This is a genomic window from Sedimentitalea sp. (assembly GCF_039973035.1).
GTDB lineage: Bacteria > Pseudomonadota > Alphaproteobacteria > Rhodobacterales > Rhodobacteraceae > Sedimentitalea.
The window spans coordinates 1-25347 of the sequence record NZ_JBDWLR010000038.1; the positions used below are offsets into that span (position 1 = coordinate 1).

Consider the following 25347-nt stretch of genomic DNA (forward strand, 5'->3'; position numbering starts at 1 on the left):
CTTGCGGAATTCATCAGGGCCAGTGGAGGCAATGCCAAAACATAAACAGGCCGGACAGACGACAGTACTGACGAAAATGACCGCGCATATCACCAGAAAACACTTGCAATGCAGGAGCCACCCACAGATGTCATTCAAGCCGCCACCAGTGATGCTGCGGTGCAGCCCGTCAGACCGGACTTTCGCTGCAGCTGCGAAGTCGAACCGACGGCGAACTAGTGATGTGCGGACAAATGGTGCTTCCGATCATCTAGGCTCAGGACTCATAACCAGAAGATAACCGTTGCTGCGAGAGCGATTGCTGAGAGGAAGACGGCTGGGGACCTGTCGTAGCGGGTTGCGACGCTGCACCAGTCTTTGATCCTGCCAAACATTCGCTCGATTACTGCCCGGCAGTGTATTGCGCAGCAATGTCACGAGAGGGGCGGTTGCGCCTTTTGTAGCGGCGCTTGTCATATTTGACGGTCGTCTTGCGTGACTTGCGTCCGGGGATGCATGGCCTTGTTCCCTTGCCTATAAGGGTATTGCGGAACCAGTCGGCATCATACCCTCGATCAGCGAGGAGACATTCAGCATCTGGCAAGCCATTCATCAAAGCTGCCGCTCCGGTGTAATCGCTCACTGCCCGGCAGGCGATGTTTTCATCGCCGAGAGGGGTGACCTGCGGTGATAAAGAAGCGGACTGGGCAACCAATGGTGTCGGTAACTGCATGCAACTTGGTGTTCATGCCGCCCTTGGTCTGCCCAAGCAGGCGTCCACGCCCCCCTTTTTCAACCGCAGGCTGGATGCCGTGCGATGGGCTTTGAGGTAGGTGGCGTCGATTGAGATGGTCTTGTTGTCGGGGTCCTGCTCAGCCAACCCCATCATCATCCGGGCAAAGACGCCCATATCACTCCAGCGCTTCCAACGGTTATACAAGGTCTTCGGAGGCCCATACTCCGCAGGGGCATCACACCACCTTAACCCATTGCGATTGAAGAAGATAATGCCGCTCAAAATACGGCGATCATCAACACGCGCTCGACCTCGGCTTTTTGGAAAGTAAGGCCGGAGGCGCTCCATCTGCGCTTCAGTCAGCCAATACAAATTGCTCATCATATCCCCCTATAACTGGAGATCGTGAATCACGACAACGCGACAAGCTCAATCGGTTAATGGGTCCTGAGCCTTGCCAGTTCGGTTGTGCTCCTCTGCAGGAAGAAAGAAGAAACCGCGGAGACCATCACACGTGCCGAGTTCATCCGTGCTATGAAACGCGGACTGCCCGGCGCCATAGCAGAGTTGCAGGCCGCCAACGTCTCCCCCGCCGACATGCCGCGATCAGCCATTGGCACCGGCATGGGCATCTTTTCGCGCTACGCAGGTATTTTGGAACCTGACGACAGCCAAATGTGCGTAAAAACAACGCTGCAATTGATCAACGCGGAACTCGACGACTTCCTCGGTGGCATTCAGGGTGAGTTCGACGCGGACACGCGTTTTGCCATCAGCTGGTTCGAGCAAAATGGCGTGAAAGCAGGTGAGTTCGGTACAGCCAATAGCATCGCCACTGCGCGTGGTATTTCAGTCGACAGCGTCATACACGCCGGGATCGTTGACAGCCAGGCCGGCAAGGTGCGCATCCTGAAACGAAGCGAACTCGACCCCGAGTGGGAGCCGCAGACGGATATCGGGGCCGTGACAGCGCTTTTCCGATGCAACGGCAGGCCTTGGATGCGCTGCGCGGTGAAGCCAATGGTGCGGACGCTATCGCGTTACTGGTGCTGTTGGTGGATCAGCACGGCCATCATCCTGGCAAACGCTTCCCATTGGATTTTGACGCCATGCAGTCGGCGGGTCTGCTGAACCTATCCAAGCCTCGCCTCCGCGCCGCACGTCGCACGTTGCAAGCTGCTGGCCTGTTGCGTTTGGTCGGTCGGCATCGCGCAGGTTCAAAACCTCAAACCTTTGCCCTGACAAGGCTGCATCAAGGCATCGGTGGTGCCGTCAATGTCGAGACCATGTCCAAGGCCAGCCCCGTCAGTGTGTCGGAGGAAGCAGGGGGAAGGGGCTAGTATTACTTATGACGCACAATTTCCGACCTACAAAATCAACGAAGGCGAAAGATCAACGGATGACGAACAAAGCTGAAAATCGTAGTGCGCCGCTGGCGACACCCAAAGCACAACAGGCCCGCATAAACGCCGTAGCGGAAAAGCAGGCTGCACGGGCAGATGGTCCCCCGATGAAGTTAGAAATTGTGGATGGCGCCCTGCAAGTGACTTTCACCCATGCCGAACCCGACGTGGCGCATATCCTGATGATGGCAGACCTTGGCACGTGCGATCCGCATTTCATGGCAGGCATTCAAGGCGATGTGGCCCGAATAGGCGCGTATGGCAGCGCAATTGACGAAGGGGCGAGCAATTTCTTACTTTCGGTGGTGCGAGAGGTTCAGCCGCGTGATGAATTGGAGGCCATGTTGGCGGTGCAGATGGGCGCAGTCCATCAAGCCACCATGATGATGGCGCGGCGGTTAAATCATGTGGACAATATCACGCAACAAGACGCCGCCGAACGGGCATTGAACAAGCTGGCCCGGACCTATGTCACCCAGATGCAAGCGCTGAAACGCTACCGCACGGGCGCGCAACAGAAAGTCACGGTGGAGCATGTGACGGTGAACGAAGGCGGGCAAGCCATTGTCGGGGCTGTGACGCATGGGGGGAGGAGTAACAATGGAAAGTGACACCAACCCCATGCGCAAGGCTCACAGCGCACCCAGATGCCACGCTATTACCAAGGCGACAGGCAATCGATGCAAAGCCCCAGCGCGACGCGGATGGAAGGTGTGCCGGATGCATGGCGCAGGCGGCGGCGCACCAAGCGGACCCGCCAATGGGGCTTGGGTGCATGGTGAGAGGTCGCAGGCGGTTGCGAAAAACAAGCGCAACCTGATGGCGCTGGTAAAGATGGCGCGGGATAGCGCAAAGCGTCTAGATGATGGGATTGACTAAGCCCTAGTGTTCGCCACCTGAGAAAAAGGTTCCAGTTTGTCTCTGGTGCGCGCCCGATGCCCCGACGAAGGTTCAGGGGGCGGCTATGCGGACCTTTCGCACCTTCGCCGCACCCGCATGTTTCCGCTGCATCTGCGAAGGTCCCTTGGAGGAGGCACGGGGAACGGATGTTGGCCGCAACGGATCGATTATTGGCGGATTGGCCCTATGCAGCCGTTCGATCGGGGCGATCACCGGAGTGCGGGATTGTTCATTCGATCTTCTTGACGTCCCCTTTGAAGATGTCCTTCCAGTCGTCCTTCATGCTGATCACCGCCCATCCATTCTGCCGGGCGGTGTCCATCAGCGCCTGGCTAAACGTGCCCACCTTGGTGTCCGGCAGTCCGTTCGCCGGGCCATAGGCGACTTCGCGCTCCGCATCGTCGTGCAGCACCAGAAATCCAAGCCGCAACCCGTCACCGGCGGTGGTCCACGCGAGCATCTCCGCATCACCCTCGGTGTTGCCGAAGGAGATCTGCGGGCGCTTGCCGATGAAGAGGTTGATGCCGATGGCCTTGCCGTCGTCATTGTCGTTGAAAAAGAGCTTCGGGTCGCGCATCAGCACGGGCTTGCCGTCGACCATCTGGTATTTGGTCGCGATGCTCGATCCGATGACCTGCTGGGTCGGGACGCCGTAGACGCCATCCGCGTAGGCGCGCACGAACTCCTGACCACCACCGGTAACAATCCAGGTCTGGAAGCCGTTCGCGCGCAGGAGATCTATCACCTCATGCATTGGCTGATAGGTCAGGTTGGTGACCGGTACGCCGAAGGTCGGGTTCTTCGAGGTTGGCAGCCATTCGGCGACAATCGCTTCGAAATCAGCGGTGCTCATCCCGGCATGTGTGACGGCGACGATCTCCATCCAGTCCTTCTCGGTGAACTTTGCCATCGCCGCGTGATCACCCGTCAGCACGGATTTGAACGGCTCCGTGTCTTTCCACTCCGGGTGGTCGGGCGACAGCACCGCCAGCCGGTCCAGCGCAAAAAGACCCTGGCCGTAGAGCGGCTGCTCGACCCAGAGCGTTCCGTCCTGGTCGAAGGTGGCGATCCGCTCGCCGGGCGCGACGAAGTTCGCGTCGCCCTCGGTGGTCGTCTGCGCGACAAATTCGAGGATGGCGGTCTTCGCCGCACCGTCATTCCAGGAAGGCAGCGGGTCGTCCTGAGCGATCAGCGGCAACGGGGCCGCGAGCGCAAGGAACGTGGTGATCGCAGCCAGCAGGCTGCGGCGGACGAAAGCAGGCAGGGCGAAACGCTTCATGGTCATCTCCTCATTGGCTGGCCGGGAAGGGGTGCACAATTTCAGGCAACTGCAGGAATCCGGCGCGAAACATAATCATCAAAAACCGCCTGGGCGGCGCAGGCGCCCGGTGTACGGGCGCCTGTGGCTGTCAGTTCACGGATCGTTACTGCCCCGCGTGGCTGGACGTGTTCATGTTCTTCACTTGCTGGATGACCTCCTCAAGATTGTAGCTCGAGGGGTCCTGAAGCGGCGGGAAGTCGTGATAGGTTTCGAGCTCCCTGAGCCACAGTGCCTGGCCGAGAGGCAGCAGATTCCAGTCATAGGCATAGGCGGTGACCGGCCCGGCGAGCGCGCCACCCACACCCTGAAGCGTCTTCAGCTGCTCTCCGGTTGAGGTCTCAAACGGATCGCGCTTGATGTTGACGATCTGGGTCCAATGGTACGGCTGTACGCCCGAGACGAAGCCAGCCGGATTGTCCGACACCATCGCGAAGTACATCTTCCAGTTCTTGTATCGCACCGCCGACGGATCCTTGCCAGAGTAGTACATGAACGTGTCGCGGGCGGCCGTATCGGACTCGCCGAGCAGGTAGTCGATCTGGTTGACCCCATCGAGTGAGGTCTTGACGATGCCGGGGTACTCGCCCTTTTCAATCTGGGCCTTGAGGTCGTTCTGCTTGGGGCCACCGGCAATATCGACCAGCGTCGGCAGCCAGTCGAGCGACGCGAAGATGTCGTTGAACACGGTGCCGGCTTCGATGTGGCCGGGCCAGCGAATGACAGCGGGCGCTCGCATTCCACCCTCCCAGGTGGTCAGCTTGCCGCCCTTGAACGGCGTGGTGCCGCCATCGGGGAAGGTGATGGTCTCGGCGCCGTTGTCGGTGGTGAAGACGACAATGGTGTTGTCCAGCTCGCCCATATCCTCAAGCTTTTTCAGTACATAGCCGATGTTGTCGTCCATCTGCTTCATGCCGACTTCGTTGGCGCCCCAGTCCTTGCCACCCTTGGTGCCGAGCATGTCGGCGTATTCGTCCGACAGCACGGTGGTGATGTGCATGCGCGCAGGGTTGTACCAGACAAAGAACGGCTTGTTGGTTTTCTCAGGATCGTTGCGGTCGAGGAAGTCGATGACCTTGGCCGAGATTTCCTCGTCCACGGTTTTGGAGCGCTCAAGCGTCAGCGGCCCCTCATCCTTGCAGGTCTGGTTGGCCGAAGTGCCGTCGCTGGACGTGCAATGGATCACCGGGCGCGGCGGCGTCAGGCAGATTGTCGTCTTGGGGTCCACGGCACCTGCAACTTCCTGAAGGCCGGGGATGGGTGTGTTCTTGCACGGTGGTGCCACGGCCTGGTCTGTCGGCCCGGCGTTGATGTCGGGGAAACTTACCCCCTGCATCGCGTCGAGGTGATAGAGATAGCCCCAGAACTCCTCAAAGCCGTGCGCGGTTGGAAGCGCATCGGTGTGATCGCCAAGATGGTTCTTGCCGAACTCGCCGGTCGAGTACCCGAGGTCACGCAGGAATTTGGCGATCGCTGGCGTGCCCGGCTGCAAATAGCTGGGGCTGCCTGGCAGCTGCGGCATGATCATGCCGGTCCGCAGCGGCTGCATACCGGTGAAGAAGGCATTGCGCCCTGCCGTGCAGCTTTGCTCTGCATAGTAATCGGTGAACATCGCGCCTTCCTGGCCAAGGCGGTCGATGTTGGGCGTTTCGCCAACCATCAGGCCACGATGGTAGATTGACGGCTGCATCCAGCCAATATCATCGCCCATGATGAACAGGATGTTAGGTTTTTTTTCCGTTTCCTGCGCGGCCACGGGTGCTGTGGCCCCGAACGCCGCCAGCCCCAGTGCGAGCATGCTCGCACAAGTCGCGTTGAGGTTTGGTCCTGTTCTTTTCATCGATCGATCTCCTGTTGTCGTAAACTGGTTGCGGCATGCTGCGTCATCTGAAGCAGAATCAGGTTCCGCCTTGTGGAGCGCGCTGCAGATGCGTTGAAAGCTCGCTCTGAATGTCGGCCTCGATCTCGCCAATGATTTGGCGGTATTCTACGGCGCGCGTGGCGTAGACTGGTCCCGCTTGCTCCCAATGACGAAGTGCTACCAGTGCCTCCTCATAGTCTTCGCAGATTTCCCGAAAGCCCGAGTCCTGACCACACAGGCGGTGGACGGCCAGTTCATGTTCCGGAAACCGGCTGATAACCGCAGAGATTTTCATCATCCCATTCGCCCCCGCAGTTTCTTTCCGCCATTCCGAGTGATTGACGTTACGCAAACACGCAGCTGTGATTGCATCAAGTTCGGTACGGTACGTACCCCTAGGAATTGCGAGCCAGTTGGACGTCCTAGCTTCTATGTTTCGGTGAGTTGCGATAGTCTGGGTCAAGCGGAGACGACCCGCGAAATGGAGCCTCGATGTCTGAGAGAACCGACGAATCCACCCGGAAAGATATTGACGCTCCTGATGCACCTACGGCCGAGGCGGTACGCGCCCAGCTCGCCCGTATTCTTGACAGTTCCAAGCTACAGGGCAGCCAGCGCCGCCGTGACCTTCTAAGCTATCTTGTCGAAGAAACGCTGGCCGGACGGAGCGACCAGATCAAAGGTTATACCGTGGCCCTCGCGGTTTTCGGCCGCGCCGAGACATTCGATCCGAGCGCCGATCCGGTCGTTCGGCTCGAGGCGGGGCGGCTGCGGCGTGCACTCGACACCTACTACGTCGATGCCAGCGAGGCCGACACGGTGCGGATCACCATTCCCAAAGGCGCCTACGTCGCGCATTTCGAGTGGCTGGCCATAGGCAAGCCCCTGCGGTCTGCCGATAACCGCATCCAGCCCGCACCCGATGGCAGCAAGGACGACGCCCGCAGTGCCGGCGCCGATGCGTCGAGATGGTCCATGGCGTTGAACGGTGACGCCCGGCGGACGGGACCGATTGCCTTGCTACTGACTGTGGCGCTTCTCGCGGTGGCGGCCCTGTCGTGGCTCTGGCCCCGCGGCGATCCTCCTGACGTGGCAGACGCGTACGGTCCTGTGATCATGGTGCTTCCCTTCGAGGCCCTGAGTCCAGACGAAGAGACCGGACTGATCGCCAATGGGATGACACAGGACGTGATACACGATCTGATGCGGTTTCCCGATCTGCGTCTGTATTCGGTACAGGCGAGCTTTCGCGAGAATGCGGGTGCAGATCCGGTGGCTCTGGGCGAGACACTTGCAGTCTCTTACGTCCTACGCGGCAACGTCCAGTCGGATCCCGGCAAGCTCCGGCTCCGCGCCCAGCTTGTCGACGCGTCGACGGGAGAAGTGATCTGGAGCGGCGGCTACGACAGGACACCGGACCCGAACGATCTGCTCGGAATGCGAAGCGAGCTGTCCGCGTCCGTTGCGACCGCGTTGGGCGAGCCTTTCGGTGTCATGAACGCGGCCAGTAGCCGTCGTCTGGCTGCTAGGAACGCGCCGAGCATGGCGAGCTATGCCTGCGTCCTGCGCGCGTACGAGTATCGGCGAACATTTGAGGATGCGCTTTTTGTGCCCTCACTCAGCTGTCTCACGGAGGCCGTCGTCCGGGATGCCGGTTACGCCGACGCCTGGGCGATGCTCGGCTGGCTCAATCTGGACGCCGCACGCCAGGATATGGTGCCGGTCGAAAACCACCCGGCTCATCTGGCGGCGGCGCAGGATGCGGCATCACGCGCGGTGACACTCGATTCGGGCAGCCAACGAGGCTTCGAGGCTCTGGCCGCCCTCGCTTTCAATGAGGGTAACTACGCCGAAGCCGAACGTCTGCAGCGCGAGGCGTTGGCGCTCAATCCGCACGATCCGGAGGCGCTCGCCCAGCTCGGCTGGCGGCTGGCAGCGCGCGGGAACTGGGTCAAGGGCCTGCCCTATCTCGAGCAGGCCATCGTCCGCAGCGCCGATCCGCCCGGTTGGTACTTCCATGCCATTTCGGTCCACGAATATCTTGAGGGCAACTATGCCGATGCCCTCGCCGCCGCTCAACGATCAGCGAAATTCGGCTCCGCCATCGGCTTGTCTCTAGCGGCCATCTCTTACGCCGGACTCGACCAAATGGAGGCCGCCAGCAACGAGCTCGCGATGATGGCCAAAGCTTGGCCGCTGCTTGCCCGTGACCCCGCCGCCGCCTACGCAAGTTTTCAGGTCGACGACCAGATCATCGCTGCTCTGCTCAAGGGCCTGCACGACGCCGGGCTGGTTTTGCCCGCGACCACAAATCGATGACGAGCATCCCGCGGATGGCCCATTCAATTTCGCGGTGGGCTCAAAGTCGAGGCCAGAAGCCGATATCGAGTGTAGGGTATCGAAATCTTACGATTGAACACACGAGAATACTGCATTGCGAACAAATTTTTCGTTCTGGGACGTTGCGCCGCGGCATGTGTATGGTCCGCGAATGGCCGCTCGGTCCGGCCTTTCTCGCCCGATCTTGCTGCGACCGCGAGTTGCTGCAACTGCTCCGCTCGGTAAAGTGGGCTCCAAGCGGCTGTTTGATAGTTTCGCTCAGGAATATCGGTCACGGGTCCGATACCATGCTTCCATCGGGAATCTTGTGTCAAGTGGCCAACACTAGGTTGCCATTGTGACTAGTTCTTTGAAGTCAGTTTCGCGAATGATCCGGATAGGTAAGCCATAAGATAAAAATTCATCGGCTTAGCGTTGGGGTGTATGCCGTTTAAGCATTTAGGATAAAGACTTAGACATGGTGAAAAGTCTAACTTATGGTCAAGACATGACTGACCCAAAAGCCACTCTAACGTTAAGAATAGATACTTCAGAACCTGTAGAAATCGACGCGTTTGTCGGGGCATTCACGTCACTCGCTGAATAGTACAGACGTGGTATTAGGCTGAACTATCCGGATGTAGATGATGACGCACGTATTTTCGTTAAGGAAGTGCGCAAAGGCTCAATTGAAGCGGACCTGATACCATATGTGGTCGCCGCTATGCCGTTCGTCGCTCAAATGGATCAGGTGATGATAGTTGAGCAATTTGTGCGGACATGGGGTGGTCGAATCACGGCCCTCGCACAAGGCAGGTTAGAAGATTGGTCACCAGGAAAAAGTGAGCTTAAAGTTCTTTCTGATACAACAGAGGCTATTGCTCGTGACCCCAATGCATCTTCAACACTTGAAGCTGTTACCTTTGAAGACGGTAAAAGGCAGGTTCGGGCCGCTTTCAAGTTTTCAACGCCAGATGCCAAAAACGCACAAATGACAATTAAATCTCATTACAGGGAACTTGAAAAGCCTGATGATGCAGATCACAAGCGCGTGCTGATGGTTTTTACCAGAACTGACGTTGGGAATGCCAAGGTGGGGAAAAGATCAGGTGAAAGGGTGCTGATCGAAGAAGTGCATAAAAGACCCTTGGCGCTCATGTATGCTTCAGAACTGGCAGAGGAACGCCTCAAGCATGAAATCAGAGAGGCGGAAGAAAATGTCTATAAGAAGGGCTTTGTCGTAGATGTGAATGTTCGTCTAGTAAATGGAAAGCCCTCAGTTTTCGCCGTTACGGATGTCCACGATGTTATCGACCTTCCCGATGACGACGACTAGCTGCCCGGAACTTTTGAATCATAGCGGAGCGAGTCAGCAGCACTTTGCATACATCCATAGTTTAAAGAACGCGTCCCGAAAGGGGGGGGGAGCTATCCCCGCAGAAATCAAATTAGGACCGGGCGGGGTAGCAAAATTTCTGTTCGGGCAGTTCAAAGATAAAAAGCCAAGAGCAGACCTAAGCGATTTTTCTTTGTGGGGTATGATGAGGGGTAGTTTGCTATACTCTTAATTTTATCAAACAAAAACAGTGCAAAGTGGCGGATCGGGTGGGATTCGAACCCACGGTACGCTTTCACGCACGCCAGTTTTCAAGACTGGTGCCTTCGACCGCTCGGCCACCGATCCGCTATGCCCTTGCTCTTTACACAAGCCGCTCAGAAGGCACAATGATGAGAGTTATAGTGGAGGGCAAAACACTGAAGGGAGTCAATGTCACGCCGGAATTGCACAGCGGTCCCGCCTGTACGATCAGTTTGTAGCCCTGTATCGCTGGATCAGGGGCTCCACTCAGGCTCCCGTTTTCGTGAACTGATCCATCCTGGCAAGCATATCTCCATTGGCAAGGTTTCAATGGATGACATTATCAAGCCGCGAGATCTAGTGGGCCTTCAATTTTCGTTTTCTTGGACACGTCGTCCAAGCAGGGCGTGATATGCGTCACGTAAAGCCAAAGTAGTGACACGAACCATGAACGGACAAGCCCTGTGTAGGCTCAATGCCACGAACCTCTCAAGTTACATTGATATGTAGCAGCGGCGCGACTACCTGCCAGCAGGGCATTGATCCGCAATATCCGGCAGGGTTCGCTAAATCGCGTGATCTGAGCGCGGAATCAGAATGCCATACATGATCGCTCGCAGCAATTCGGTGTCGTCGTGATGCAGTCTTTTCAGGCATGAAAAGTGCTGCTCGTCTGCCGACTGTTTCCATCAAGTGCCACTTGCGGCAGATCTTGTCGAAATTGGTGGTAGCGACCTCTGGGTTGTTTTGCCGCTGTTGGCGTTCTCTGAAGGGGTAGCAGGATGCTGTTTGATAAGGAGTTCATCGCCGTCACGGGTGCGATACCAATGATGTCCATAAGCTGGTCAATTCGCTCGAGTAAATTCCACCTGATATTATTTCCCTCCAGTCTCGTCCATGCCAACTTGCACTACAATGCACTCAGTGGGCCCGTCGCGGGAACTATGGGGTAAACCGGCGAGGGCGGGGATCATTCGACTCACATTCGGAACAGCTGAAACTGCCACAGCCCGGCCTCTTGGCGGACCGCCGCCATAGAGTTGTCGATAAAGCTGAGGATGGCCGAGGCGGCCAAGGCCAACCCGGCCGCCATCATGGTTTGATTATGCTGCATCGGTTTCCGATTGGGCCTGCATCGCAGATAATACTTCGTCCAATGTCCGAACCGCGCCATGCTGCAGATATTCTACGGCGTTCAGGGACGCTTGATGCGCTTCTAGGCTGGAACCTGCAACGCAATCCTCGATCACGCGGCAGAAGTAGTCACCCTGATGCGCGTCGACAAAGGTATAATGCACGCAGACATCCGTAAGGCCGCCGACAAGGATCAGGGTTTCGGCCTTGAGGCCCTTTAACAGGATCTCGAGATCGGTGCCGTAAAACGCAGAATACCGTCGTTTTGCGATGCGGTAGTCATCGGGACGCATGCCCAGCTCTTCTTCGGCAAGGGCCGTCAGCGGATTGCTGTCAAGACAGTGAACGTCTTCGTCGCCGTCAGTTTCGCGCCCCATGTCGATCAGGTTGGCGCGGTGAATTTCCTGAATAAAGACCACCGGAATGCCGAACTCACGCGCTTTGTCGATGGCGACCTTGGAGCGCGCCATGCGTTCGGCATAATCCGGCATATGCGCAATTACGCGTTTATCGTCTGGGATGGGCGCGAAGGTGGATTTCTGAATGTCGATGACGATCAGCGCGGCGCGCCCTTCGATCAGGTCACGTTTTTTGGTGTCGGTCATTGGATTGCCTTTCAGCGGCGAGTGAGGAGAAGAAAGTGTTCAGACGGCGACCTGTGTGGCACCGGGCGGGGGCGTTTCGCGTGGTCGCAGATGACCCAGAAAGCGTTTTTCAGCGAACCGGCAGACGAAGGTAATCAGAAACACGATTGCCATAAAGAACACCATCGCCGTCAGAAAGCCCTCGTAGGCCAGATAATAGCGGCCGTTCAGCCAACGGCCCACACCGAGAATATCCTGCAAGGTGACAGTGCTGGCGATGACCGAGCCGTGCAACGCAAAGATGACCTCGTTTTAATAGGCGGGCAGGGTACGGCGAAAGGAATTTGGCAGGGCGTCCAGCCGCATCCGCGTGATGGGCGAGATGTCGTAGGCCTTGGTGGCCGCGATTTCGCCCTGTGGGGTGGTCTTGATCGCACCGCGCAGTAACTCGGCCGTGTAGACCGCGGTGCTCAACATGAAAGTAGTGTTTTTCGGAGAAATCGACGCGATTTTTGCGGTCTTCGGTGATCGACATTGACGCAACGATGGCATCGTATTTCTTGGCGACCAAGGCGGTGACCATACCGTCCCATTCCTGTTCGACCAACTCGCATTCGCGTTTCATCTGTTCGTAGAGTGCAAGGGCGGGCATGATGTATCCTGTTCGTCGTGGGGGGGGCGAAATCTGCAACAAGGTTAGCCACGCGGGGGCGCGCTGAAAAACGCGTTTAACTTGCTCTCAGAGAAGGTTTTACCTACGCTGAAATCATGCAGAACACGCTCCGACATCTGAACGCGCTGCGGGTTTTCGAAGCTGCGGCACGGCATTCCAGCTTTGCCAAGGCCGCTCATGAATTGAATGTCAGCCACAGCGTTGTCAGCCAGCACATCCGCAATCTTGAGCATTGGTTCGGCACCGATTTGTTCGTTCGGCATGGCAATCGTGTCGAGTTGAGTGATGATGGCCGCAACCTGCTGCCGCAGATCGCAAGCGGGTTGCAAACGCTGACCGATGCAACTGAGACGCTGTTGCGGAAAACACGGTCCGGCACCTTGGTCGTGAGCGCCGAACCCGCGCTGGCCTCGCTATGGCTGCGCAAAAGGATCACCGAATTCTGCAGTCTTTTCCCACGGATCGAGATTGATCTGCGTCCGGCGTGGACCCCTGCGCAGATCGGAGAAGGTCATGCAGACATGATCATACATTTTGCGACCCGGATGCCGCAAAGCGGGGTCAAAAGGGACAAGCTGTTTCCAATCGACGGCTTTCCGGCTGCGACGCCGCATGTCCGCGATGCCATTCTTGCAAAGGGCGGCGCGATTGACTGGGATCAGGTTGGTCTCGTCCACGACAATGGCAAAGAGACCTGGCACAAGTGGTACACGGCCCACCAGCCAGAGAGCGCGGGCTGGCGCATCGGCAAGGTCTACTCCGATCTGTCCCTTGCGATTGATGGTGCCGCAGACGGAGAGGGGGTCATTCTCGCTGATGACATCTTGTGCCAGCGCGAGATCTCGTCGGGTCAATTGGTGCGTCTGGATCAGCGTGAAATCCGATGTGTCTGGTACGAAATTGCGTTGCACAAAGGAACATCCAAGTCTGCTTCGGCGTCCTTTTTCAAGAACTGGTTGCTTGAGCAAACGAAGAAACATCGGGAATGAAACCGCACGAGTAAACACACGGAAACTGCGGTGATGAGGCGTTTATTGGGGCTGCAATATCACAGAACGGTCATGCGAAGGGCGCCCGGTCTATCGGGCAATATCTGGCACGACCAGATCGCGCCTTGCGTCAAGATTAAGCTGGCCTTATCGGGGCATAGGCTGGAATTTGCCGGCCCTTGTGGCGAGAATGACACATGCAATCCAGAGCGCATTTGTCGAACTTGTATTGGTCCTGCACAGGCATATGTACGCCTCCTGAACCGATGCGGGAAGAACGATGAACGTCTCCGGATCGGCTGATTGTCAAAACAAACGCTACGCTTTAGGAGCAAACAGTTATGATCAGAACCACTGCACTCGCGATGCTACTCTCCACCGCCGCCGGAGTTGCGGTAGCAGGAAATACAGTCCCGGCACCGGTCGATCCGGTGATCGTGGAGCCCGTCGTTGAAGCGCCCTTCTGGGAAGGCTTCTACCTTGGTGGCCAAGTCGGCTATGCCTTCAGCGATTTCAACATCGACTCCAACACTGTCAGCAATTTCGACGAAGACAACGTGATCGGCGGTATCACCGCAGGTTACCTCTGGGCGCTCGGCAATGGCTGGTACTTGGGTCCTGAGTTTCAGTACGACTTCACCGACATTTCGGTGACCGACTCGACAACCGGCAACACCACGTCGCTTGATGGCGTCGCTCGTCTGAAACTGATCGCCGGTTACGAACTGGGCAACGGTATGCTCTACGGTAGCGCCGGTTTCGCCTATGCGGATTTCGACAGCGTCGACAATGTTCTCGACTTTGATTCGGACAGCTATGTCGTCGGCCTCGGCTATGACTGGCGCGTTGGCGAAAACTGGACCGTTGGTGCGGAATACATGTACCAGACGTTTGACGGTGCCGGTTCAACCGGTGGCGATGTCGATCTGAACTCGATCTACGTCAAGGCGGCCTACCGCTTCTGATCTGAACATCCGATCAGAAATCGAACAGGATCTGGCCATTGCAGGGTTTCCTGCAATGGCCATTTTTCTGTCCAATGCGTGGTGATGTCGATTTTGGGTGGGCGTGGCTATTTCGCCGGTCGCGCGGCCTTTTCGGCAATCCCGCTGGTGCCTTGGCGTCGTTTCAATTCGGCAAGCACATCGTCGAGCGGGACATCGCGCGACTCAAGCATCACCAAGAGGTGAAAGAGAACATCCGCCGCTTCGCTGGCGAGGGCGTCGCGATCACCTTTGACAGCCTCGATAATGGCCTCGACCGCCTCTTCGCCGAATTTCTCGGCGCATTTCTCGGGCCCTTTCGCCAGCAGTCTTGCCGTCCAACTGCTATCCGGATCGGCGTTCTTGCGGGCGGAAATCGTGGCGGCGAGATCGTTCAGAACGGTCATGTCAACCTCATCGGGATGCCTGCGGCGGCCATGTGTTGCTTGGCCTCGTGAATGGTATAGTCGCCAAAGTGAAAGATTGAGGCGGCGAGCACGGCGCTCGCACCACCTTCTGTCACGCCTTCGACCAGATGATCGAGCGTTCCGACCCCACCGGAGGCAATCACCGGAACGTCGACCGCATCGGATATCGCGCGGGTGAGCGGCAGGTTGAAACCGGCGCGCGTGCCGTCGCGATCCATACTGGTCAACAGGATTTCACCGGCTCCCTTGGCGGTAACGGTACGGGCGAACTCCACCGCGTCGATGCCAGTGGATTTGCGCCCGCCATGGGTAAAGATCTCCCATTTGCCGGGGCTGACCGTCTTGGCGTCAATGGCGACGACGATGCATTGGCTGCCGAACTGGTCGGCAGCTTCGGCCACAACATCGGGGCGCGCCACAGCGGCAGAGTTGAAGCTGACCTTGTCGGCCCCAGCCAACAAAAGATCGCGCACGTCTTCGCGGGTCCGGACGCCGCCACCCACGGTGAGCGGAATGTAACATTGCTCGGCGGTGCGCTGGACCACGTCAAACATAGTGCCCCGGTTTTCATGCGTGGCGTGGATGTCGAGAAAGCACAATTCGTCAGCGCCGGCCGCGTCATAGGCACGAGCCGATTCCACGGGGTCGCCGGCATCGACGAGATCGACGAAATTGACGCCTTTGACCACGCGGCCATCGGCAACGTCGAGACAGGGTATGATGCGGGTCTTGAGCATGTCCGGTCCTTTTGGCCCATCTCCTAATGGCAAAGCCGCGCCGATACCAGAGTTGTGATTGGACCATTGCACTGCGGCGTGAAGACATGCGAGCGTAACGTTCAACTGAAAGGGGATCGACATGCGTGGACATATCATTCTGGCAGCGGCAATTGCCATAGCGGGCGCGGGACAGGCCGTGGCGGACGATTTGGTGCGGGTCAAGACAGACAAGTCAGTGACCGCGGCAATGGATTCGTTGCAGGCTGCGGTCGAAGGGGCAGGCGCGACGGTTTTTGCGCGCGTGGATCACGCGGCAGGGGCACAGAAGGTCGATATGGAACTTGGCGATGCGCAGGTTCTGATCTTTGGCAATCCCAAACTGGGCACACCGGCGATGCAGGCTGATCCGTTGGCCGGGCTGTTCCTGCCGCTCAAAGTGTTGGCTTACGGCGATGCGGACGGGCAGGTCTGGCTGGTCTACGAAAGCCCCAAAGAGATGCTGGACGATTTGAACATTGATGACGACGCCGAATACGTCCAGAAAATGACCGGTGCACTGGCCAAGCTGACAGGCAAGGCTGCGGGCAGTTAAGGCGAACTGCTTTACTCCGGCGGCAGCGCCAAATCGGAGCGGGCATGTCGGCTGACACGGGCCATCATCTGTCTGCTGAGCAGGATGTGTACCGGCATCACGATGATCAGGTACGCCCGCCCCAGCCAGTTATGACGATGCACCCAAGTCGCGCAATGGACGTACCCGTTGCGCGACAGAATGCTGATCCGGAAATCGAGGTGTTTGTCGTCAAATCCCAGAACCAATTCGGTCTCGGTTTCCTGAACGACTGGAAAAATCGCAATGGTATCGCCGCCAGCCCGCGCGCCCGTCAGCCCGAATGGCCGCATAATGGCGTTACGAAACCCCAATAGAGCGTGCACCCAGGGCTGGAAATGCATCGCGACCTCGGCAGCCTGTCGTGGAGCGTAGGGGGCCTTGACCCGGTATCCGTCGATAAAGTCACCGGGCGTGTATGCCTTCCAAAGAACGCTTTCTTTGGGGAGTGCCACAGTCTCGACAGATCGAAACAGCATCAGGCCCGCAACGTGGCCAGCGCCTGTTTCAGGTCGAGCGCCCCATCATACAGGGCGCGGCCCGAAATCGCGCCATTTAACTGCGCACCACAGTCGCGCAGCGCGATCAGGTCGTCCAGCGAACTGACACCGCCCGACGCAATGACCGGGATCGACACCGCGTGGGCGAGCGCCGCCGTGGCCTCGATATTCGGCCCCTGCATCGCGCCGTCACGATTGATGTCGGTATAGATGATCGCAGCAACGCCGGCGTCTTCGAAAGAGCGGGCGAGATCAGTCACCTGCACATCGGTTTCTTCGGCCCAGCCCTTGGTCGCCACCATCCCGTCACGGGCGTCGATGCCGACGGCGACATGACCGGGGAATTCGCGCGCAGCCTCGCGTACCAGATCGGGGTTTTCGACCGCGACGGTTCCAAGGATCACGCGGGAAAGCCCTTTTGTCAGCCAACCTTCGATCGTCGCCATGTCACGGATACCACCGCCCAGTTGCGCGGGAACATCGCAGGCTGCGAGAATCGCCTCGACCGGGGCGGCATTGACGGGGGTGCCGGCAAAGGCACCATTCAGGTCCACAAGGTGCAGCCATTCGCACCCGGCTTCGACAAAGGCGCGGGCCTGCGCGGCAGGGTCATCATTGAACACGGTGGCCTTGTCCATCTCTCCGCGCAGCAGTCGCACGGCCTGGCCGTCTTTGAGGTCGATTGCGGGATAGAGGATCATGTCGCGGGCCTTTCGGTGTGATGTCGGCGGGATATGGCACGGCGCGGGGCGGGAATGCAACGCGACCCGAGGTTAGTCTTGCCAGACTCGAGCGTGCTGTCCCAGAGTGGCCGCAACAGGGAGGATTGCAAGATGAAGAAACTGGTTCTTGGCGCGGCGATTGCGCTTGGTCTGGCCGGGGCGGCGCAGGCCGACCCCGCCGAAGGCACATGGAAAACCGAGGTGGATGATGGGTCCTATGCCTATATTGACCTGAGCATGTGCGGCGCGGCGGTCTGCGGTGTGATTGCGCGGACTTTCAACAGCGATGGCGAATACGCCTCCCCGAATATCGGCAAGACGCTTGTGATCGATATGGTGCCGGGCGGAGATGGCTCTTACGCTGGCAAAGTCTGGCGCCCCTCAAACGACAAGATTTATATCGGCAAGATGGATCTGAATGGAAATTCCCTGGCGCTGCGCGGATGCGTTGCGGGTGGGCTCATCTGTTCGAAACAGACGTGGTCCCGCGTCAACTGAACCGAACCGAACCCCTAGGGCGTCCAGCGCAGGAAGTTCGAGATGAGCCGGAGCCCGGTCGCCTGGCTTTTTTCCGGGTGAAACTGCATGCCAACCATGGTGCCTTTGCCGATTACGGCGGTGACGTCGCCGCCATAATCCACATGCGCCAGCCGGTCCGCGGGGTCCGTGACATGGAACTGGTAGGAATGCACGAAATAGGTGTGTTCACCGGTTGCGACGCCATCAAACACCGGGTGGGGGTTGTCGATCACCAGATCATTCCAACCCATATGAGGCACTTTCAAAGCGGCGTCGGTGGGGTTGATCTTGACGACCTCTCCATCGACCCAGCCAAGCCCCGACGTATCCTCGTATTCGCGGCCCCAGCTCGCCATGAGCTGCATTCCGACGCAGATGCCAAGGAAGGGCCGGCCGCGAACTTCGACCGCTTCGACCATCGCATCAAACAGGCCGGAATAACCGCGTAACGCGGCGGCGCAGGCGGGAAACGCACCATCTCCGGGCAGCACGACGCGGTCGGCGCGGGCAACGACGTCCGCATCCGACGTCACCACGACGGTGCCAGCATTCACCTCACGCGCCATGCGTTGAAACGCTTTTTCGGCGGAATGCAAATTGCCGCTCTCGTAATCGACGATTGCTGTCAGCATTTTGGCGGTCCTTGTCGCTGGTGCCTCTGCGGATCATCTGTCGTGATTTCTGTTTGGGGTCAAGCCTGTGGCGTAACGGGCTGCGCATTTGCGCAGGGTCAGTGATTCGAGCCCGCTTCCTTCCAATATATCGACCCCCGCACGGATCAGTGGCTTGCGGAGATTCCCATGATGGTGCGGTTTTCTTGCTGTTGTTCCTGTGGGGCGGGACAACGGCGACTAGCACCTGGTACGCTCGCAACCGCAATTTTGCCTCGCATCAAAGACCGATGATCCGGTCGGCGGCGCTGACCTGGGCGGCAGTAAAGCTTCGCGTTTACCCGCCGGTTCTGACTGCAATCCTTGTTTTTGACACCGGCTATATGTTGGTGGCGTGGCTGTGCTGGGCTCCGAACCTGCTGGTCGGTGAAGCGCTGGTGGGCCGGGTCGGGCCACGCCCAGAGGCGCAGCCGGTAGGAGCCTAAAGCGCGCCCTTGGTCGATGGCACCGCGTCTGCCTTGCGCGCGTCGACCTCGACTGCCTCACGCAGGGCGCGGGCGACGGATTTAAACGCGGCTTCGGCGATGTGGTGGCTGTTCAGCCCGTGCAGCGCATCGACATGCAACGTGATGCCGCCATGCGTGGATAGTGCCTGAAAGAACTCGCGCACCAGTTCGGTATCAAAGCTGCCGATCTTGGCGGTCGGCAGGTCGACATTCCACACAAGATAGGGGCGCGCCGACAGATCCAGCGCGGTGCGCACCAATGCATCATCCATCGGCAGCAGGCACGCGCCATAGCGGCGAATACCGCGCTTGTCGCCAAGGGCTGTGGACAAGGCCTGACCGAGGGCGATCCCCACGTCCTCGACCGTATGGTGGTCATCGATGTGATAATCGCCTTTGGCGCGTATGGTCATGTCGATCAGCGAGTGTCGGGCGAGCTGATCCAGCATGTGATCAAAGAACCCCACGCCGGTCTGATTGTCATAGGCTCCAGAGCCATCCAGATCGATGGTCACCGAGATGTCGGTCTCGGCGGTCTTTCGGGTAACGGTCGCGTTTCGCATCCTTGGTCCTCGCTGCCGGTTGCCCGGCCCTTATAGATGCTGGACCGGGCAGGTAAAGGGATCACCGATCAAGCGTCGAATTGAAGACCTGATCCAGATAGCGGAGCAGGTGTTGGGGACGATTGCATTTGCCTACCCGCTGCGGTTGCTGGCACCGTCGGCTCCACTGGGAACATGAGCTTGTCTGCCCTCGCAGACGCGGACCGCTCGGTTCGTTGGACAAAGCCCGTTCAAGAGGGATTGCACCTGTCCGCGCCCCGTGCCAGCCTGTTGGCATCACCACGCAAGGGCCGCACATGTCTACCTGTCTCTATATTCAGATCCGTTGCAAACCGGGAACCACCTACAAGGTCGCCGAAGAGATCGCCCTGCGGGAGATTCACTCCGAACTCTACTCGACCAGCGGCGATTTTGATCTGCTTATGAAGCTCTATATTCCCGAGAGCGAAGACGTCGGAAAATATATCAACGATCACCTGTTGGATATTCCCGGGATCGAACGGTCCCTGACAACGATGACATTCAAGGCGTTTTAGGCGCTCAAATGCGTCTGCGGCCCTGATCAGCATTGCTGAACAGCGGACAACCCAATGTCTGCTTTAGAGCCTGTACCAATTCGTCGACCGTTTCGGTCGAGACATAGAGCCCGCCGGTGCGATCGGCGAGGCAGCGTGCAGGGCTGGCAGGAACCTCAAAATCTGGGTTCCCATCGCCACCTTCCCACCCAAAGAACGCGCCGCGCACCTTGAAGCCGATCACATGCACCACCATCGACGGCGCGGTCGCGGCAAGTTCCGCCGCCAGCTGACAGGGCGCACCGCCGCAGGTCTCCTTGCCATCACTGATCAGTACAACAACACCGGGGCGTTCCGGTGAACCGAGCACCTGTGCAGCATCGCGCACCGCCTGTGTCAGCGCGGTGTTGCCGTCCGGCGCGATCTCGTCGATCTCGGCAAGAATCTCCTTGGATGCATCCGGAGCAGGGGCAAGGCGCAGGGCAACATGGCTACAGCTCTCGTCATCGCCACCCGGACCATAGGTAATCAATCCGACATCGCGCAGTGGCGTGATCTGCGGCAGGGCTGTGTGCAGCGCCACGCGCGCATCGTTGATCCGGGGTGTGTCGATGCCGTTGTGACCCATCTCCGCCATTGATCCCGACGCATCAAAGACCAGCATGGCATCTGCGTTGCAACGCTCGTCAGTTTGCGCCAAACCGCTTTGGGCAATGGCCAACGCCGCAGCGAGGGCAAGGGTGACGCGTTGCGCTTGTTTCATCCGGCGACCTCCGGCTTTGAGTATCGCCTCGGTGCGCGGGCAACGCCATTGTACGATGGTCGCGTCAGGACCGGTTCAATTTGCAAAAGGATCGTTGGTCTTGGCGCTGCGGTTGCGCGATGTTTTTGCCTGTGCTGCACGCGCTTCGCGGTGAAATTCATGGCAATTGCGCACCGCTGTGAAGGCGTTGTTTGATCCCGTCAGCGGAAACCGTCCCAACGTTTGATCGGCGCGGCGCCAGGCCATGACCCGTTCGCGTTTGAATTCACGGGTGAATTGCCGGGCAGAGGTGGTTTCCGCGTCGATCAGAATATGCAACCCGGGGAATCCGTTCAGGATCACACCATCCATGTTCAGGGTCCATGCCGCCTGATCGCCAAAGCGCAGGCGCACCGGGTATTCCTCGCCATGTTCGATCATGTCCCAACCGGTGTTCAACACCGTGACATCCAGCGCAGGTTTCTTGCCTTTGCCGTCATAGCCGATGAAAAACGCGGTTTCCTCTTCAAACAGCGCAAAGGCCTGGCAGCCCTTGGAGCCGGGGTAATAGGCGATATCCCAGCCATCGACATTGGCCCAGTCCACGGGTTGGGCCGTGGCGGTACTCGCCAGCAGGGTGGCGGTGAACAGGAAACGTGACAGGGTCATCGCAACTCTGCCAAGGATTTACCAAGCCGGAAAGGCGCGGCAAAGGAAACCAGACACAGCGCAAGCGTCTGCAAGACGAGGATCGCGGCGCTGGCCCTGAGAAACTCCCACTCCGCCATCAGCCTGCGGATCTGGGCGATCAGCTCGTCATAGGTGCTGGCGAGAATCTGGAAATCAGCGGCGATTTCGGGTTGCGGCGCGCGCAGGCTGGCCAGTGCAGGGCGGGTGGTGTCATCCAGCGCGACAAAGGCGAGGAACGCCGCTTCGTCAAAGGCATCGGCATCCATCTGGTCGGGAGCGGGTTGGCTTGAGAACAGCGGTAGTGCGCGCAGAGTCCCGGTGGATTCGGTGATCGCGAGGAACAGCGGCAGAGCGGCGTTGCCGGCGGTCGAGGCCGACAGGAACTCAACCTTGTCACAGAGGGTGCGCAGGTCAGCATCGCTTCCGTTCTCGCAATAACGCAGCCGGAACCGCGCGGCGTCGCGATCAAACGCATCGGTCAGCGCATAGGCAATGTCGATCTGCCGGTCGAGCAGGGAGCTGTCGGATTTGTAGACACCGGCCAGACCGGCGGTCACAGCCCCAAGGCCACCCAGCACGACCCAGAGCAGATCGGCCAGTTTCCACGCCTTTGATCCGGCAGGCTTGCCAAAGATCACGGCCACGCCGATGCAGCCCGCAGCGAATGAGGCGAACAGCAGAGCCAGTTGATGATCCAGAACAAAATTCATCCGGCGGAGTTTACGGTGCAAAACGCGGGACGCAAGATTTCAGTTTGTGTAACGGGCGAAGTGGCGGACGGGTGTCGGGCCTAATCCAACATCAGGGCCGCGCCCGACCTCGGGCCGGAGGGCGTCTTACAAAAGGTCCAGTGGGCCTTTTGAGTCCGTAGTGCGCTCTCCCCTTGGGGAGGGTAAACACTGCCTTGCAAACGCTACGGGCGAGCGTTTGAGGTTTGAACGTGCGGGGCCCAGTACAGGCGCGGCCCGGGACGGGGACCCGGGCGGAAAACTAGCCAAGCAATGTGCAACCTCCGAGTTTCTGTGCCTCTTTTGTTCGCTTCGGCTTCGTGCCGAGGCTTAGCTAATTCCGGATTTGCGTTCATCTCCGGACAATTGATTGTAGTGGTTGCATGAGGTTTGTTGGCATGCGCGTCCGAAGCTTGCAGCATCTCGCGTTTGTGGCCATGGTGCAGCCGGTAGATTGAGCGGGAAGGCAGAGGAAGACCTTTTGTTGACAAATTTGGTACTGTTTTTTCTTAGGTTCGTCAAAAAACACATCGCGGTGATGACCGGTTTGTTCTTTGCCATTCTTAGCTTTGTTTACGGTTCGGAATATTTTATTGAAGAGAAGAGAGGTGTAATAAGGATAATTGCCCCAATTATTGGGTTGGTAAGCGGCGCAGCAGTAGGCGGCGTGTTCGGTTGGTTACTGGGAGGGATCGGAATTGCCGCGATGGGCGGTGCAATCGGCCTATCCGCACCCTTCGTGGCGATCCTCGGTGCAATCGGCTTTTCAGTTTTTTTGGGGGGTATTGGAGCCTCGGTTGCCCTTTTCAGAGTGATGAGAAACCCCTCAAACTTTTATGTTAACTGGGTGGGATTGCTAGCGCTCTTATTGGCTTCAATAGTTCTTTTTTGGGCAATCAAAGTTGCGACTAGTTGGTTGATCAAAAAACTTAGAACTTCAAGAGTAAACTCGAATTGACACATCCAAGTGCGCCGTGATTTTTTATACCATTTATCTGAATCTAGCCCTCAAACATCCAACTCCTCAACAAACCGCGCATTCTCTTGAATATACTGAAACCGCATTTCCGGCTTCTTGCCCATCAGACGTTCCACCAGATCTCCGGTTTCGCCCGGCTCATCCTCATCAATCGTGACGCGGATCAGCTTGCGCGAACCGGGATCCATAGTGGTTTCCTTCAGATCCTTGGCGTCCATTTCACCCAGACCCTTAAAGCGGGACACGTCGATCTTGCCCTTGCCGCCAAGTCCCTTTTCCAGCCAGACATCGCGTTCTTCCTCGTCGGTGCAATAGACGCGCTTTGCCCCTTGGGTCAGGCGGAACAGCGGCGGGCAGGCGAGGTAGAGGTGGCCGGTGTCGATCATCGGGCGCATCTGGGTAAAGAAGAACGTCATCAAAAGCGCTGCGATATGGGCGCCGTCTACATCGGCGTCGGTCATGATGATGATCTTGTCATAGCGCAGATCGTCGACATTGAATCGGCTGCCCAACCCAACGCCAAGCGCCTGTGTCAGATCGTTGATTTCCGCGTTGGAACCGAGTTTGGAACTGGCCGCGCCCAGCACGTTCAGGATCTTGCCGCGCAGGGGTAGCAGCGCCTGGGTCTTGCGATTGCGCGCCATCTTGGCTGAGCCACCCGCAGAATCGCCTTCGACGATAAACAATTCGGTGCCGTCGCGGCTGTTTGACGAACAATCCGTCAGCTTGCCGGGCAGGCGCAGTTTCTTGGTCGCGCTCTTGCGTTGGGTTTCCTTTTCCTGACGACGGCGCAGGCGTTCTTCGGCGCGCAGCACGAGGAAATCGAGGATTGCGCCTGCGGATTTGGTATCCGCCGCCAACCAGTTGTCAAAATGGTCGCGGACCGAGTTTTCCACCAGCCGCTGTGCCTCAACCGTGGCAAGGCGATCCTTGGTCTGGCCGACAAATTCCGGTTCGCTGATGAAGCACGACACCAACGCGCACCCGCCTGTAATCAGGTCATCGCGGGTGATCTGGGCGGCCTTCTTGTTGTTGACCAACTCGCCATAGGCCTTGATCCCCTTGAGGATCGCAGCCCAGAACCCGGCGACGTGGGTGCCGCCCTCGGGCGTCGGCACGGTGTTACAGTAAGACTGAATGAACCCGTCGCGCGACGGGGTCCAGTTGATCGCCCATTCGACCTTGCCCGCCGCGTTGAATTTCTCGCGGAACTCGACGGTGCCGGCAAAGGGTTTTTCCGCATAGGTCGACGCGGTACCCAGTGTTTCGATCAGATAATCCGACAGGCCGCCGGGAAAGTGAAAGCTCGCCTCGGTCGGGGTTTCGCCATCGTCGATCGCGGATTTCCAACGGATCTCGACACCAGAGAACAGATAGGCCTTGGAGCGGATGGATTTGAACAGGCGGGCGGGTTTGAACTTGTGATGGCCAAATATCTCGGCATCGGCGTGAAAGGTGACGGTGGTGCCACGTCGATTGGGCGCGCTGCCGACCTTTTCCACCGGGCCAAGCGGGATGCCACGCGAAAACCGCTGTTCATGGAGCTCCTTGTTTCGCGCAACCTGAACGATCATCGAATCCGACAACGCGTTGACGACCGACGCGCCCACACCGTGCAGACCGCCCGAAGTTTCATAGGCTTTGCCCGAGAATTTGCCGCCCGCATGAAGTGTACACAGGATGACCTCGAGGGCGGATTTGTCCGGGAATTTCGGGTGCGGATCGATTGGGATGCCACGGCCATTGTCGCGGATGGTGACGGCATAATCCTCGTGCAGTTCGACCTCGATCCGGTTGGCATGACCGGCGACGGCCTCGTCCATCGAGTTGTCGAGCACTTCGGCAACAAGGTGATGCAGCGCACGTTCGTCGGTGCCGCCGATATACATGCCGGGGCGTTTGCGGACCGGTTCCAGCCCTTCGAGCACCTCGATCGAGGAGGCGTCGTAATCGGATTGGCCCGAAGGCGTCAGGAGATCGTTCATACCGCTGCTCATTCTTGTTGTTTGCTCCATACTACATCAGGTTTTGCCAAGCGGAAACAGATGCAATTTAAA

The 25347-nt window shown here is 58.3% G+C and carries 29 protein-coding genes, 1 tRNA gene and 2 pseudogenes; 12 read left to right on the forward strand and 20 right to left on the reverse strand.

The annotated features are described in order from the left end of the window. Positions 1-263 precede the first annotated feature (263 nt). Positions 264-1096 (reverse strand): annotated as a pseudogene (locus ABJO75_RS08140) (IS5 family transposase). A 153-nt stretch (positions 1097-1249) separates the two neighbouring features. On the opposite strand from ABJO75_RS08140, the gene ABJO75_RS08145 reads away from it, so the two are divergent. The 3 genes from ABJO75_RS08145 to ABJO75_RS08155 all read left to right on the forward strand — a co-directional run bounded on the left by ABJO75_RS08145 (position 1250) and on the right by ABJO75_RS08155 (position 2900). Continuing rightward, positions 1250-1846: a hypothetical protein gene (locus ABJO75_RS08145; RefSeq protein ID WP_348132826.1), complete on the forward strand. Its 597-nt coding sequence runs from the start codon at positions 1250-1252 to the stop codon at positions 1844-1846. Positions 1847-2114: 268 nt separating this feature from the next. Continuing rightward, on the forward strand, positions 2115-2729 hold the full coding sequence (locus ABJO75_RS08150; RefSeq protein WP_348132829.1) for a hypothetical protein: 615 nt from the start codon (positions 2115-2117) through the stop codon (positions 2727-2729). Positions 2730-2765: 36 nt separating this feature from the next. Further along, positions 2766-2900, forward strand: coding sequence for a hypothetical protein (locus tag ABJO75_RS08155; RefSeq protein WP_348132831.1), 135 nt, complete (start codon positions 2766-2768; stop codon positions 2898-2900). A 347-nt stretch (positions 2901-3247) separates the two neighbouring features. Here the strand turns inward: ABJO75_RS08155 and ABJO75_RS08160 are convergent, their stop codons facing one another. The 3 genes from ABJO75_RS08160 to ABJO75_RS08170 form a co-directional block, all read right to left on the reverse strand. Next, complete coding sequence (locus tag ABJO75_RS08160; protein WP_348132833.1) at positions 3248-4297, reverse strand: HAD family hydrolase; 1050 nt, start codon at positions 4295-4297, stop codon at positions 3248-3250. Between the two features lie 145 nt (positions 4298-4442). Next, on the reverse strand, positions 4443-6134 hold the full coding sequence (locus ABJO75_RS08165; protein ID WP_348432414.1) for an arylsulfatase: 1692 nt from the start codon (positions 6132-6134) through the stop codon (positions 4443-4445). Between the two features lie 100 nt (positions 6135-6234). Beyond that, positions 6235-6495, reverse strand: a complete 261-nt coding sequence (locus tag ABJO75_RS08170) for a hypothetical protein (protein ID WP_348132839.1) — start codon at positions 6493-6495, stop codon at positions 6235-6237. 194 nt (positions 6496-6689) lie between these two features. Here ABJO75_RS08170 and ABJO75_RS08175 point away from each other — a divergent pair, with 194 nt between their 5' ends. Further along, on the forward strand, positions 6690-8516 hold the full coding sequence (locus ABJO75_RS08175) for a hypothetical protein (protein WP_348132842.1): 1827 nt from the start codon (positions 6690-6692) through the stop codon (positions 8514-8516). A gap of 673 nt (positions 8517-9189) precedes the next feature. Then, on the forward strand, positions 9190-9852 hold the full coding sequence (locus ABJO75_RS08180; protein WP_348132845.1) for a hypothetical protein: 663 nt from the start codon (positions 9190-9192) through the stop codon (positions 9850-9852). 258 nt (positions 9853-10110) lie between these two features. Here the strand turns inward: ABJO75_RS08180 and ABJO75_RS08185 are convergent. From ABJO75_RS08185 to ABJO75_RS08210, 6 genes and pseudogenes are all read right to left on the reverse strand, one after another. Beyond that, positions 10111-10200: transfer RNA gene (locus ABJO75_RS08185), tRNA-Ser, on the reverse strand. An 874-nt stretch (positions 10201-11074) separates the two neighbouring features. Then, a complete protein-coding gene (locus ABJO75_RS08190; RefSeq protein ID WP_348132848.1) occupies positions 11075-11209 on the reverse strand; it encodes a hypothetical protein in 135 nt (44 codons plus the stop codon). Continuing rightward, a complete protein-coding gene (locus ABJO75_RS08195; RefSeq protein ID WP_348132851.1) occupies positions 11199-11834 on the reverse strand; it encodes a cysteine hydrolase in 636 nt (211 codons plus the stop codon). The genes ABJO75_RS08190 and ABJO75_RS08195 overlap by 11 nt, the downstream gene beginning before the upstream one ends. A 39-nt stretch (positions 11835-11873) precedes the next feature. Beyond that, on the reverse strand, positions 11874-12107 hold the full coding sequence (locus tag ABJO75_RS08200) for a hypothetical protein (protein WP_348132921.1): 234 nt from the start codon (positions 12105-12107) through the stop codon (positions 11874-11876). 18 nt (positions 12108-12125) lie between these two features. Beyond that, the gene (locus ABJO75_RS08205) at positions 12126-12290 is read right to left on the reverse strand and encodes a hypothetical protein (protein WP_348132924.1); all 165 of its coding nucleotides are present in this window, start codon (positions 12288-12290) and stop codon (positions 12126-12128) included. Between the two features lie 16 nt (positions 12291-12306). Continuing rightward, positions 12307-12465: pseudogene (locus ABJO75_RS08210) on the reverse strand (transporter substrate-binding domain-containing protein); the annotation flags it as partial. Positions 12466-12581: 116 nt separating this feature from the next. Between ABJO75_RS08210 and ABJO75_RS08215 the strand changes: the two are divergent. Together ABJO75_RS08215 and ABJO75_RS08220 are read left to right on the forward strand one after the other, a co-directional pair. Then, complete coding sequence (locus ABJO75_RS08215) at positions 12582-13475, forward strand: LysR family transcriptional regulator (protein WP_348132854.1); 894 nt, start codon at positions 12582-12584, stop codon at positions 13473-13475. Positions 13476-13816: 341 nt separating this feature from the next. Beyond that, positions 13817-14440, forward strand: coding sequence for an outer membrane beta-barrel protein (locus ABJO75_RS08220; RefSeq protein ID WP_348132856.1), 624 nt, complete (start codon positions 13817-13819; stop codon positions 14438-14440). A gap of 107 nt (positions 14441-14547) precedes the next feature. On the opposite strand, the gene ABJO75_RS08225 is transcribed toward ABJO75_RS08220, so the two are convergent. Together ABJO75_RS08225 and hisF are read right to left on the reverse strand one after the other, a co-directional pair. Beyond that, positions 14548-14865, reverse strand: a complete 318-nt coding sequence (locus tag ABJO75_RS08225; protein ID WP_348132858.1) for a phosphoribosyl-ATP diphosphatase — start codon at positions 14863-14865, stop codon at positions 14548-14550. After that, complete coding sequence (hisF, locus tag ABJO75_RS08230; protein WP_348132860.1) at positions 14862-15623, reverse strand: imidazole glycerol phosphate synthase subunit HisF; 762 nt, start codon at positions 15621-15623, stop codon at positions 14862-14864. Before hisF ends, ABJO75_RS08225 begins: the two co-directional genes overlap by 4 nt. A gap of 121 nt (positions 15624-15744) precedes the next feature. On the opposite strand from hisF, the gene ABJO75_RS08235 reads away from it, so the two are divergent. Further along, positions 15745-16197: a DUF302 domain-containing protein gene (locus tag ABJO75_RS08235; protein WP_348132863.1), complete on the forward strand. Its 453-nt coding sequence runs from the start codon at positions 15745-15747 to the stop codon at positions 16195-16197. A gap of 11 nt (positions 16198-16208) precedes the next feature. On the opposite strand, the gene ABJO75_RS08240 is transcribed toward ABJO75_RS08235, so the two are convergent. Both ABJO75_RS08240 and hisA read right to left on the reverse strand, forming a co-directional pair. Further along, complete coding sequence (locus ABJO75_RS08240; protein ID WP_348132865.1) at positions 16209-16694, reverse strand: DUF2867 domain-containing protein; 486 nt, start codon at positions 16692-16694, stop codon at positions 16209-16211. Next, the gene (gene hisA / locus ABJO75_RS08245; protein WP_348132868.1) at positions 16694-17416 is read right to left on the reverse strand and encodes a 1-(5-phosphoribosyl)-5-[(5-phosphoribosylamino)methylideneamino]imidazole-4-carboxamide isomerase; all 723 of its coding nucleotides are present in this window, start codon (positions 17414-17416) and stop codon (positions 16694-16696) included. The genes ABJO75_RS08240 and hisA overlap by 1 nt, the downstream gene beginning before the upstream one ends. A gap of 132 nt (positions 17417-17548) precedes the next feature. Between hisA and ABJO75_RS08250 the strand changes: the two genes are divergently transcribed. Continuing rightward, positions 17549-17935, forward strand: a complete 387-nt coding sequence (locus ABJO75_RS08250; RefSeq protein WP_348132870.1) for a DUF2147 domain-containing protein — start codon at positions 17549-17551, stop codon at positions 17933-17935. A gap of 14 nt (positions 17936-17949) precedes the next feature. Here ABJO75_RS08250 and hisH read toward each other — a convergent pair whose 3' ends face one another. Beyond that, positions 17950-18588 carry an imidazole glycerol phosphate synthase subunit HisH gene (gene hisH / locus ABJO75_RS08255; protein ID WP_348132871.1) on the reverse strand — a complete coding sequence of 213 codons (639 nt, stop codon included), beginning with the start codon at positions 18586-18588 and terminating at the stop codon, positions 17950-17952. Positions 18589-18737: 149 nt separating this feature from the next. Between hisH and ABJO75_RS08260 the strand changes: the two genes are divergently transcribed. Beyond that, positions 18738-19052 carry a DUF2306 domain-containing protein gene (locus tag ABJO75_RS08260; protein ID WP_348132872.1) on the forward strand — a complete coding sequence of 105 codons (315 nt, stop codon included), beginning with the start codon at positions 18738-18740 and terminating at the stop codon, positions 19050-19052. On the opposite strand, the gene hisB is transcribed toward ABJO75_RS08260, so the two are convergent. Continuing rightward, a complete protein-coding gene (gene hisB / locus ABJO75_RS08265; protein WP_348132875.1) occupies positions 19049-19636 on the reverse strand; it encodes an imidazoleglycerol-phosphate dehydratase HisB in 588 nt (195 codons plus the stop codon). The genes ABJO75_RS08260 and hisB overlap by 4 nt on opposite strands. A 296-nt stretch (positions 19637-19932) precedes the next feature. Here hisB and ABJO75_RS08270 point away from each other — a divergent pair, with 296 nt between their 5' ends. Beyond that, positions 19933-20172 carry an Lrp/AsnC ligand binding domain-containing protein gene (locus ABJO75_RS08270; RefSeq protein ID WP_316777321.1) on the forward strand — a complete coding sequence of 80 codons (240 nt, stop codon included), beginning with the start codon at positions 19933-19935 and terminating at the stop codon, positions 20170-20172. A 4-nt stretch (positions 20173-20176) separates the two neighbouring features. Here ABJO75_RS08270 and ABJO75_RS08275 read toward each other — a convergent pair whose 3' ends face one another. From ABJO75_RS08275 to ABJO75_RS08285, 3 genes are all read right to left on the reverse strand, one after another. Next, a complete protein-coding gene (locus tag ABJO75_RS08275; RefSeq protein WP_348132878.1) occupies positions 20177-20914 on the reverse strand; it encodes a VWA domain-containing protein in 738 nt (245 codons plus the stop codon). Between the two features lie 75 nt (positions 20915-20989). Next, positions 20990-21562, reverse strand: a complete 573-nt coding sequence (locus ABJO75_RS08280; RefSeq protein ID WP_348132881.1) for a hypothetical protein — start codon at positions 21560-21562, stop codon at positions 20990-20992. Beyond that, entirely contained in the window at positions 21559-22293 is a 735-nt protein-coding gene (locus ABJO75_RS08285) for a hypothetical protein (RefSeq protein ID WP_348132884.1), read from the reverse strand. Before ABJO75_RS08285 ends, ABJO75_RS08280 begins: the two co-directional genes overlap by 4 nt. A 502-nt stretch (positions 22294-22795) precedes the next feature. Here ABJO75_RS08285 and ABJO75_RS08290 point away from each other — a divergent pair. Continuing rightward, positions 22796-23269, forward strand: coding sequence for a hypothetical protein (locus tag ABJO75_RS08290; RefSeq protein WP_348132887.1), 474 nt, complete (start codon positions 22796-22798; stop codon positions 23267-23269). 50 nt (positions 23270-23319) lie between these two features. Here ABJO75_RS08290 and parE read toward each other — a convergent pair whose 3' ends face one another. After that, positions 23320-25275 carry a DNA topoisomerase IV subunit B gene (parE, locus tag ABJO75_RS08295; RefSeq protein WP_348132889.1) on the reverse strand — a complete coding sequence of 652 codons (1956 nt, stop codon included), beginning with the start codon at positions 25273-25275 and terminating at the stop codon, positions 23320-23322. Positions 25276-25347: the final 72 nt, after the last annotated feature.

Bases quoted from the DNA above. Each gene is read 5' to 3' on its own strand.
- hisH (WP_348132871.1), bottom strand. From the start codon at position 18,588: ATGCTGACAGCAATCGTCGATTACGAGAGCGGCAATTTGCATTCCGCC.
- ABJO75_RS08160 (WP_348132833.1), bottom strand. From the start codon at position 4,297: ATGAAGCGTTTCGCCCTGCCTGCTTTCGTCCGCCGCAGCCTGCTGGCT.
- ABJO75_RS08175 (WP_348132842.1), top strand. From the start codon at position 6,690: ATGTCTGAGAGAACCGACGAATCCACCCGGAAAGATATTGACGCTCCT.
- ABJO75_RS08205 (WP_348132924.1), bottom strand. From the start codon at position 12,290: ATGTTGAGCACCGCGGTCTACACGGCCGAGTTACTGCGCGGTGCGATC.
- hisA (WP_348132868.1), bottom strand. From the start codon at position 17,416: ATGATCCTCTATCCCGCAATCGACCTCAAAGACGGCCAGGCCGTGCGA.
- ABJO75_RS08195 (WP_348132851.1), bottom strand. From the start codon at position 11,834: ATGACCGACACCAAAAAACGTGACCTGATCGAAGGGCGCGCCGCGCTG.
- ABJO75_RS08275 (WP_348132878.1), bottom strand. From the start codon at position 20,914: ATGAAACAAGCGCAACGCGTCACCCTTGCCCTCGCTGCGGCGTTGGCC.
- ABJO75_RS08220 (WP_348132856.1), top strand. From the start codon at position 13,817: ATGATCAGAACCACTGCACTCGCGATGCTACTCTCCACCGCCGCCGGA.
- ABJO75_RS08170 (WP_348132839.1), bottom strand. From the start codon at position 6,495: ATGATGAAAATCTCTGCGGTTATCAGCCGGTTTCCGGAACATGAACTG.
- ABJO75_RS08280 (WP_348132881.1), bottom strand. From the start codon at position 21,562: ATGACCCTGTCACGTTTCCTGTTCACCGCCACCCTGCTGGCGAGTACC.
- ABJO75_RS08155 (WP_348132831.1), top strand. From the start codon at position 2,766: ATGCCACGCTATTACCAAGGCGACAGGCAATCGATGCAAAGCCCCAGC.
- ABJO75_RS08250 (WP_348132870.1), top strand. From the start codon at position 17,549: ATGAAGAAACTGGTTCTTGGCGCGGCGATTGCGCTTGGTCTGGCCGGG.
- ABJO75_RS08225 (WP_348132858.1), bottom strand. From the start codon at position 14,865: ATGACCGTTCTGAACGATCTCGCCGCCACGATTTCCGCCCGCAAGAAC.
- parE (WP_348132889.1), bottom strand. From the start codon at position 25,275: ATGAACGATCTCCTGACGCCTTCGGGCCAATCCGATTACGACGCCTCC.
- ABJO75_RS08285 (WP_348132884.1), bottom strand. From the start codon at position 22,293: ATGAATTTTGTTCTGGATCATCAACTGGCTCTGCTGTTCGCCTCATTC.
- ABJO75_RS08150 (WP_348132829.1), top strand. From the start codon at position 2,115: ATGACGAACAAAGCTGAAAATCGTAGTGCGCCGCTGGCGACACCCAAA.
- ABJO75_RS08165 (WP_348432414.1), bottom strand. From the start codon at position 6,134: ATGCTCGCACTGGGGCTGGCGGCGTTCGGGGCCACAGCACCCGTGGCC.
- ABJO75_RS08215 (WP_348132854.1), top strand. From the start codon at position 12,582: ATGCAGAACACGCTCCGACATCTGAACGCGCTGCGGGTTTTCGAAGCT.
- ABJO75_RS08145 (WP_348132826.1), top strand. From the start codon at position 1,250: ATGAAACGCGGACTGCCCGGCGCCATAGCAGAGTTGCAGGCCGCCAAC.
- hisF (WP_348132860.1), bottom strand. From the start codon at position 15,623: ATGCTCAAGACCCGCATCATACCCTGTCTCGACGTTGCCGATGGCCGC.
- ABJO75_RS08270 (WP_316777321.1), top strand. From the start codon at position 19,933: ATGTCTACCTGTCTCTATATTCAGATCCGTTGCAAACCGGGAACCACC.
- ABJO75_RS08235 (WP_348132863.1), top strand. From the start codon at position 15,745: ATGCGTGGACATATCATTCTGGCAGCGGCAATTGCCATAGCGGGCGCG.
- ABJO75_RS08190 (WP_348132848.1), bottom strand. From the start codon at position 11,209: ATGCAGCATAATCAAACCATGATGGCGGCCGGGTTGGCCTTGGCCGCC.
- hisB (WP_348132875.1), bottom strand. From the start codon at position 19,636: ATGCGAAACGCGACCGTTACCCGAAAGACCGCCGAGACCGACATCTCG.
- ABJO75_RS08240 (WP_348132865.1), bottom strand. From the start codon at position 16,694: ATGCTGTTTCGATCTGTCGAGACTGTGGCACTCCCCAAAGAAAGCGTT.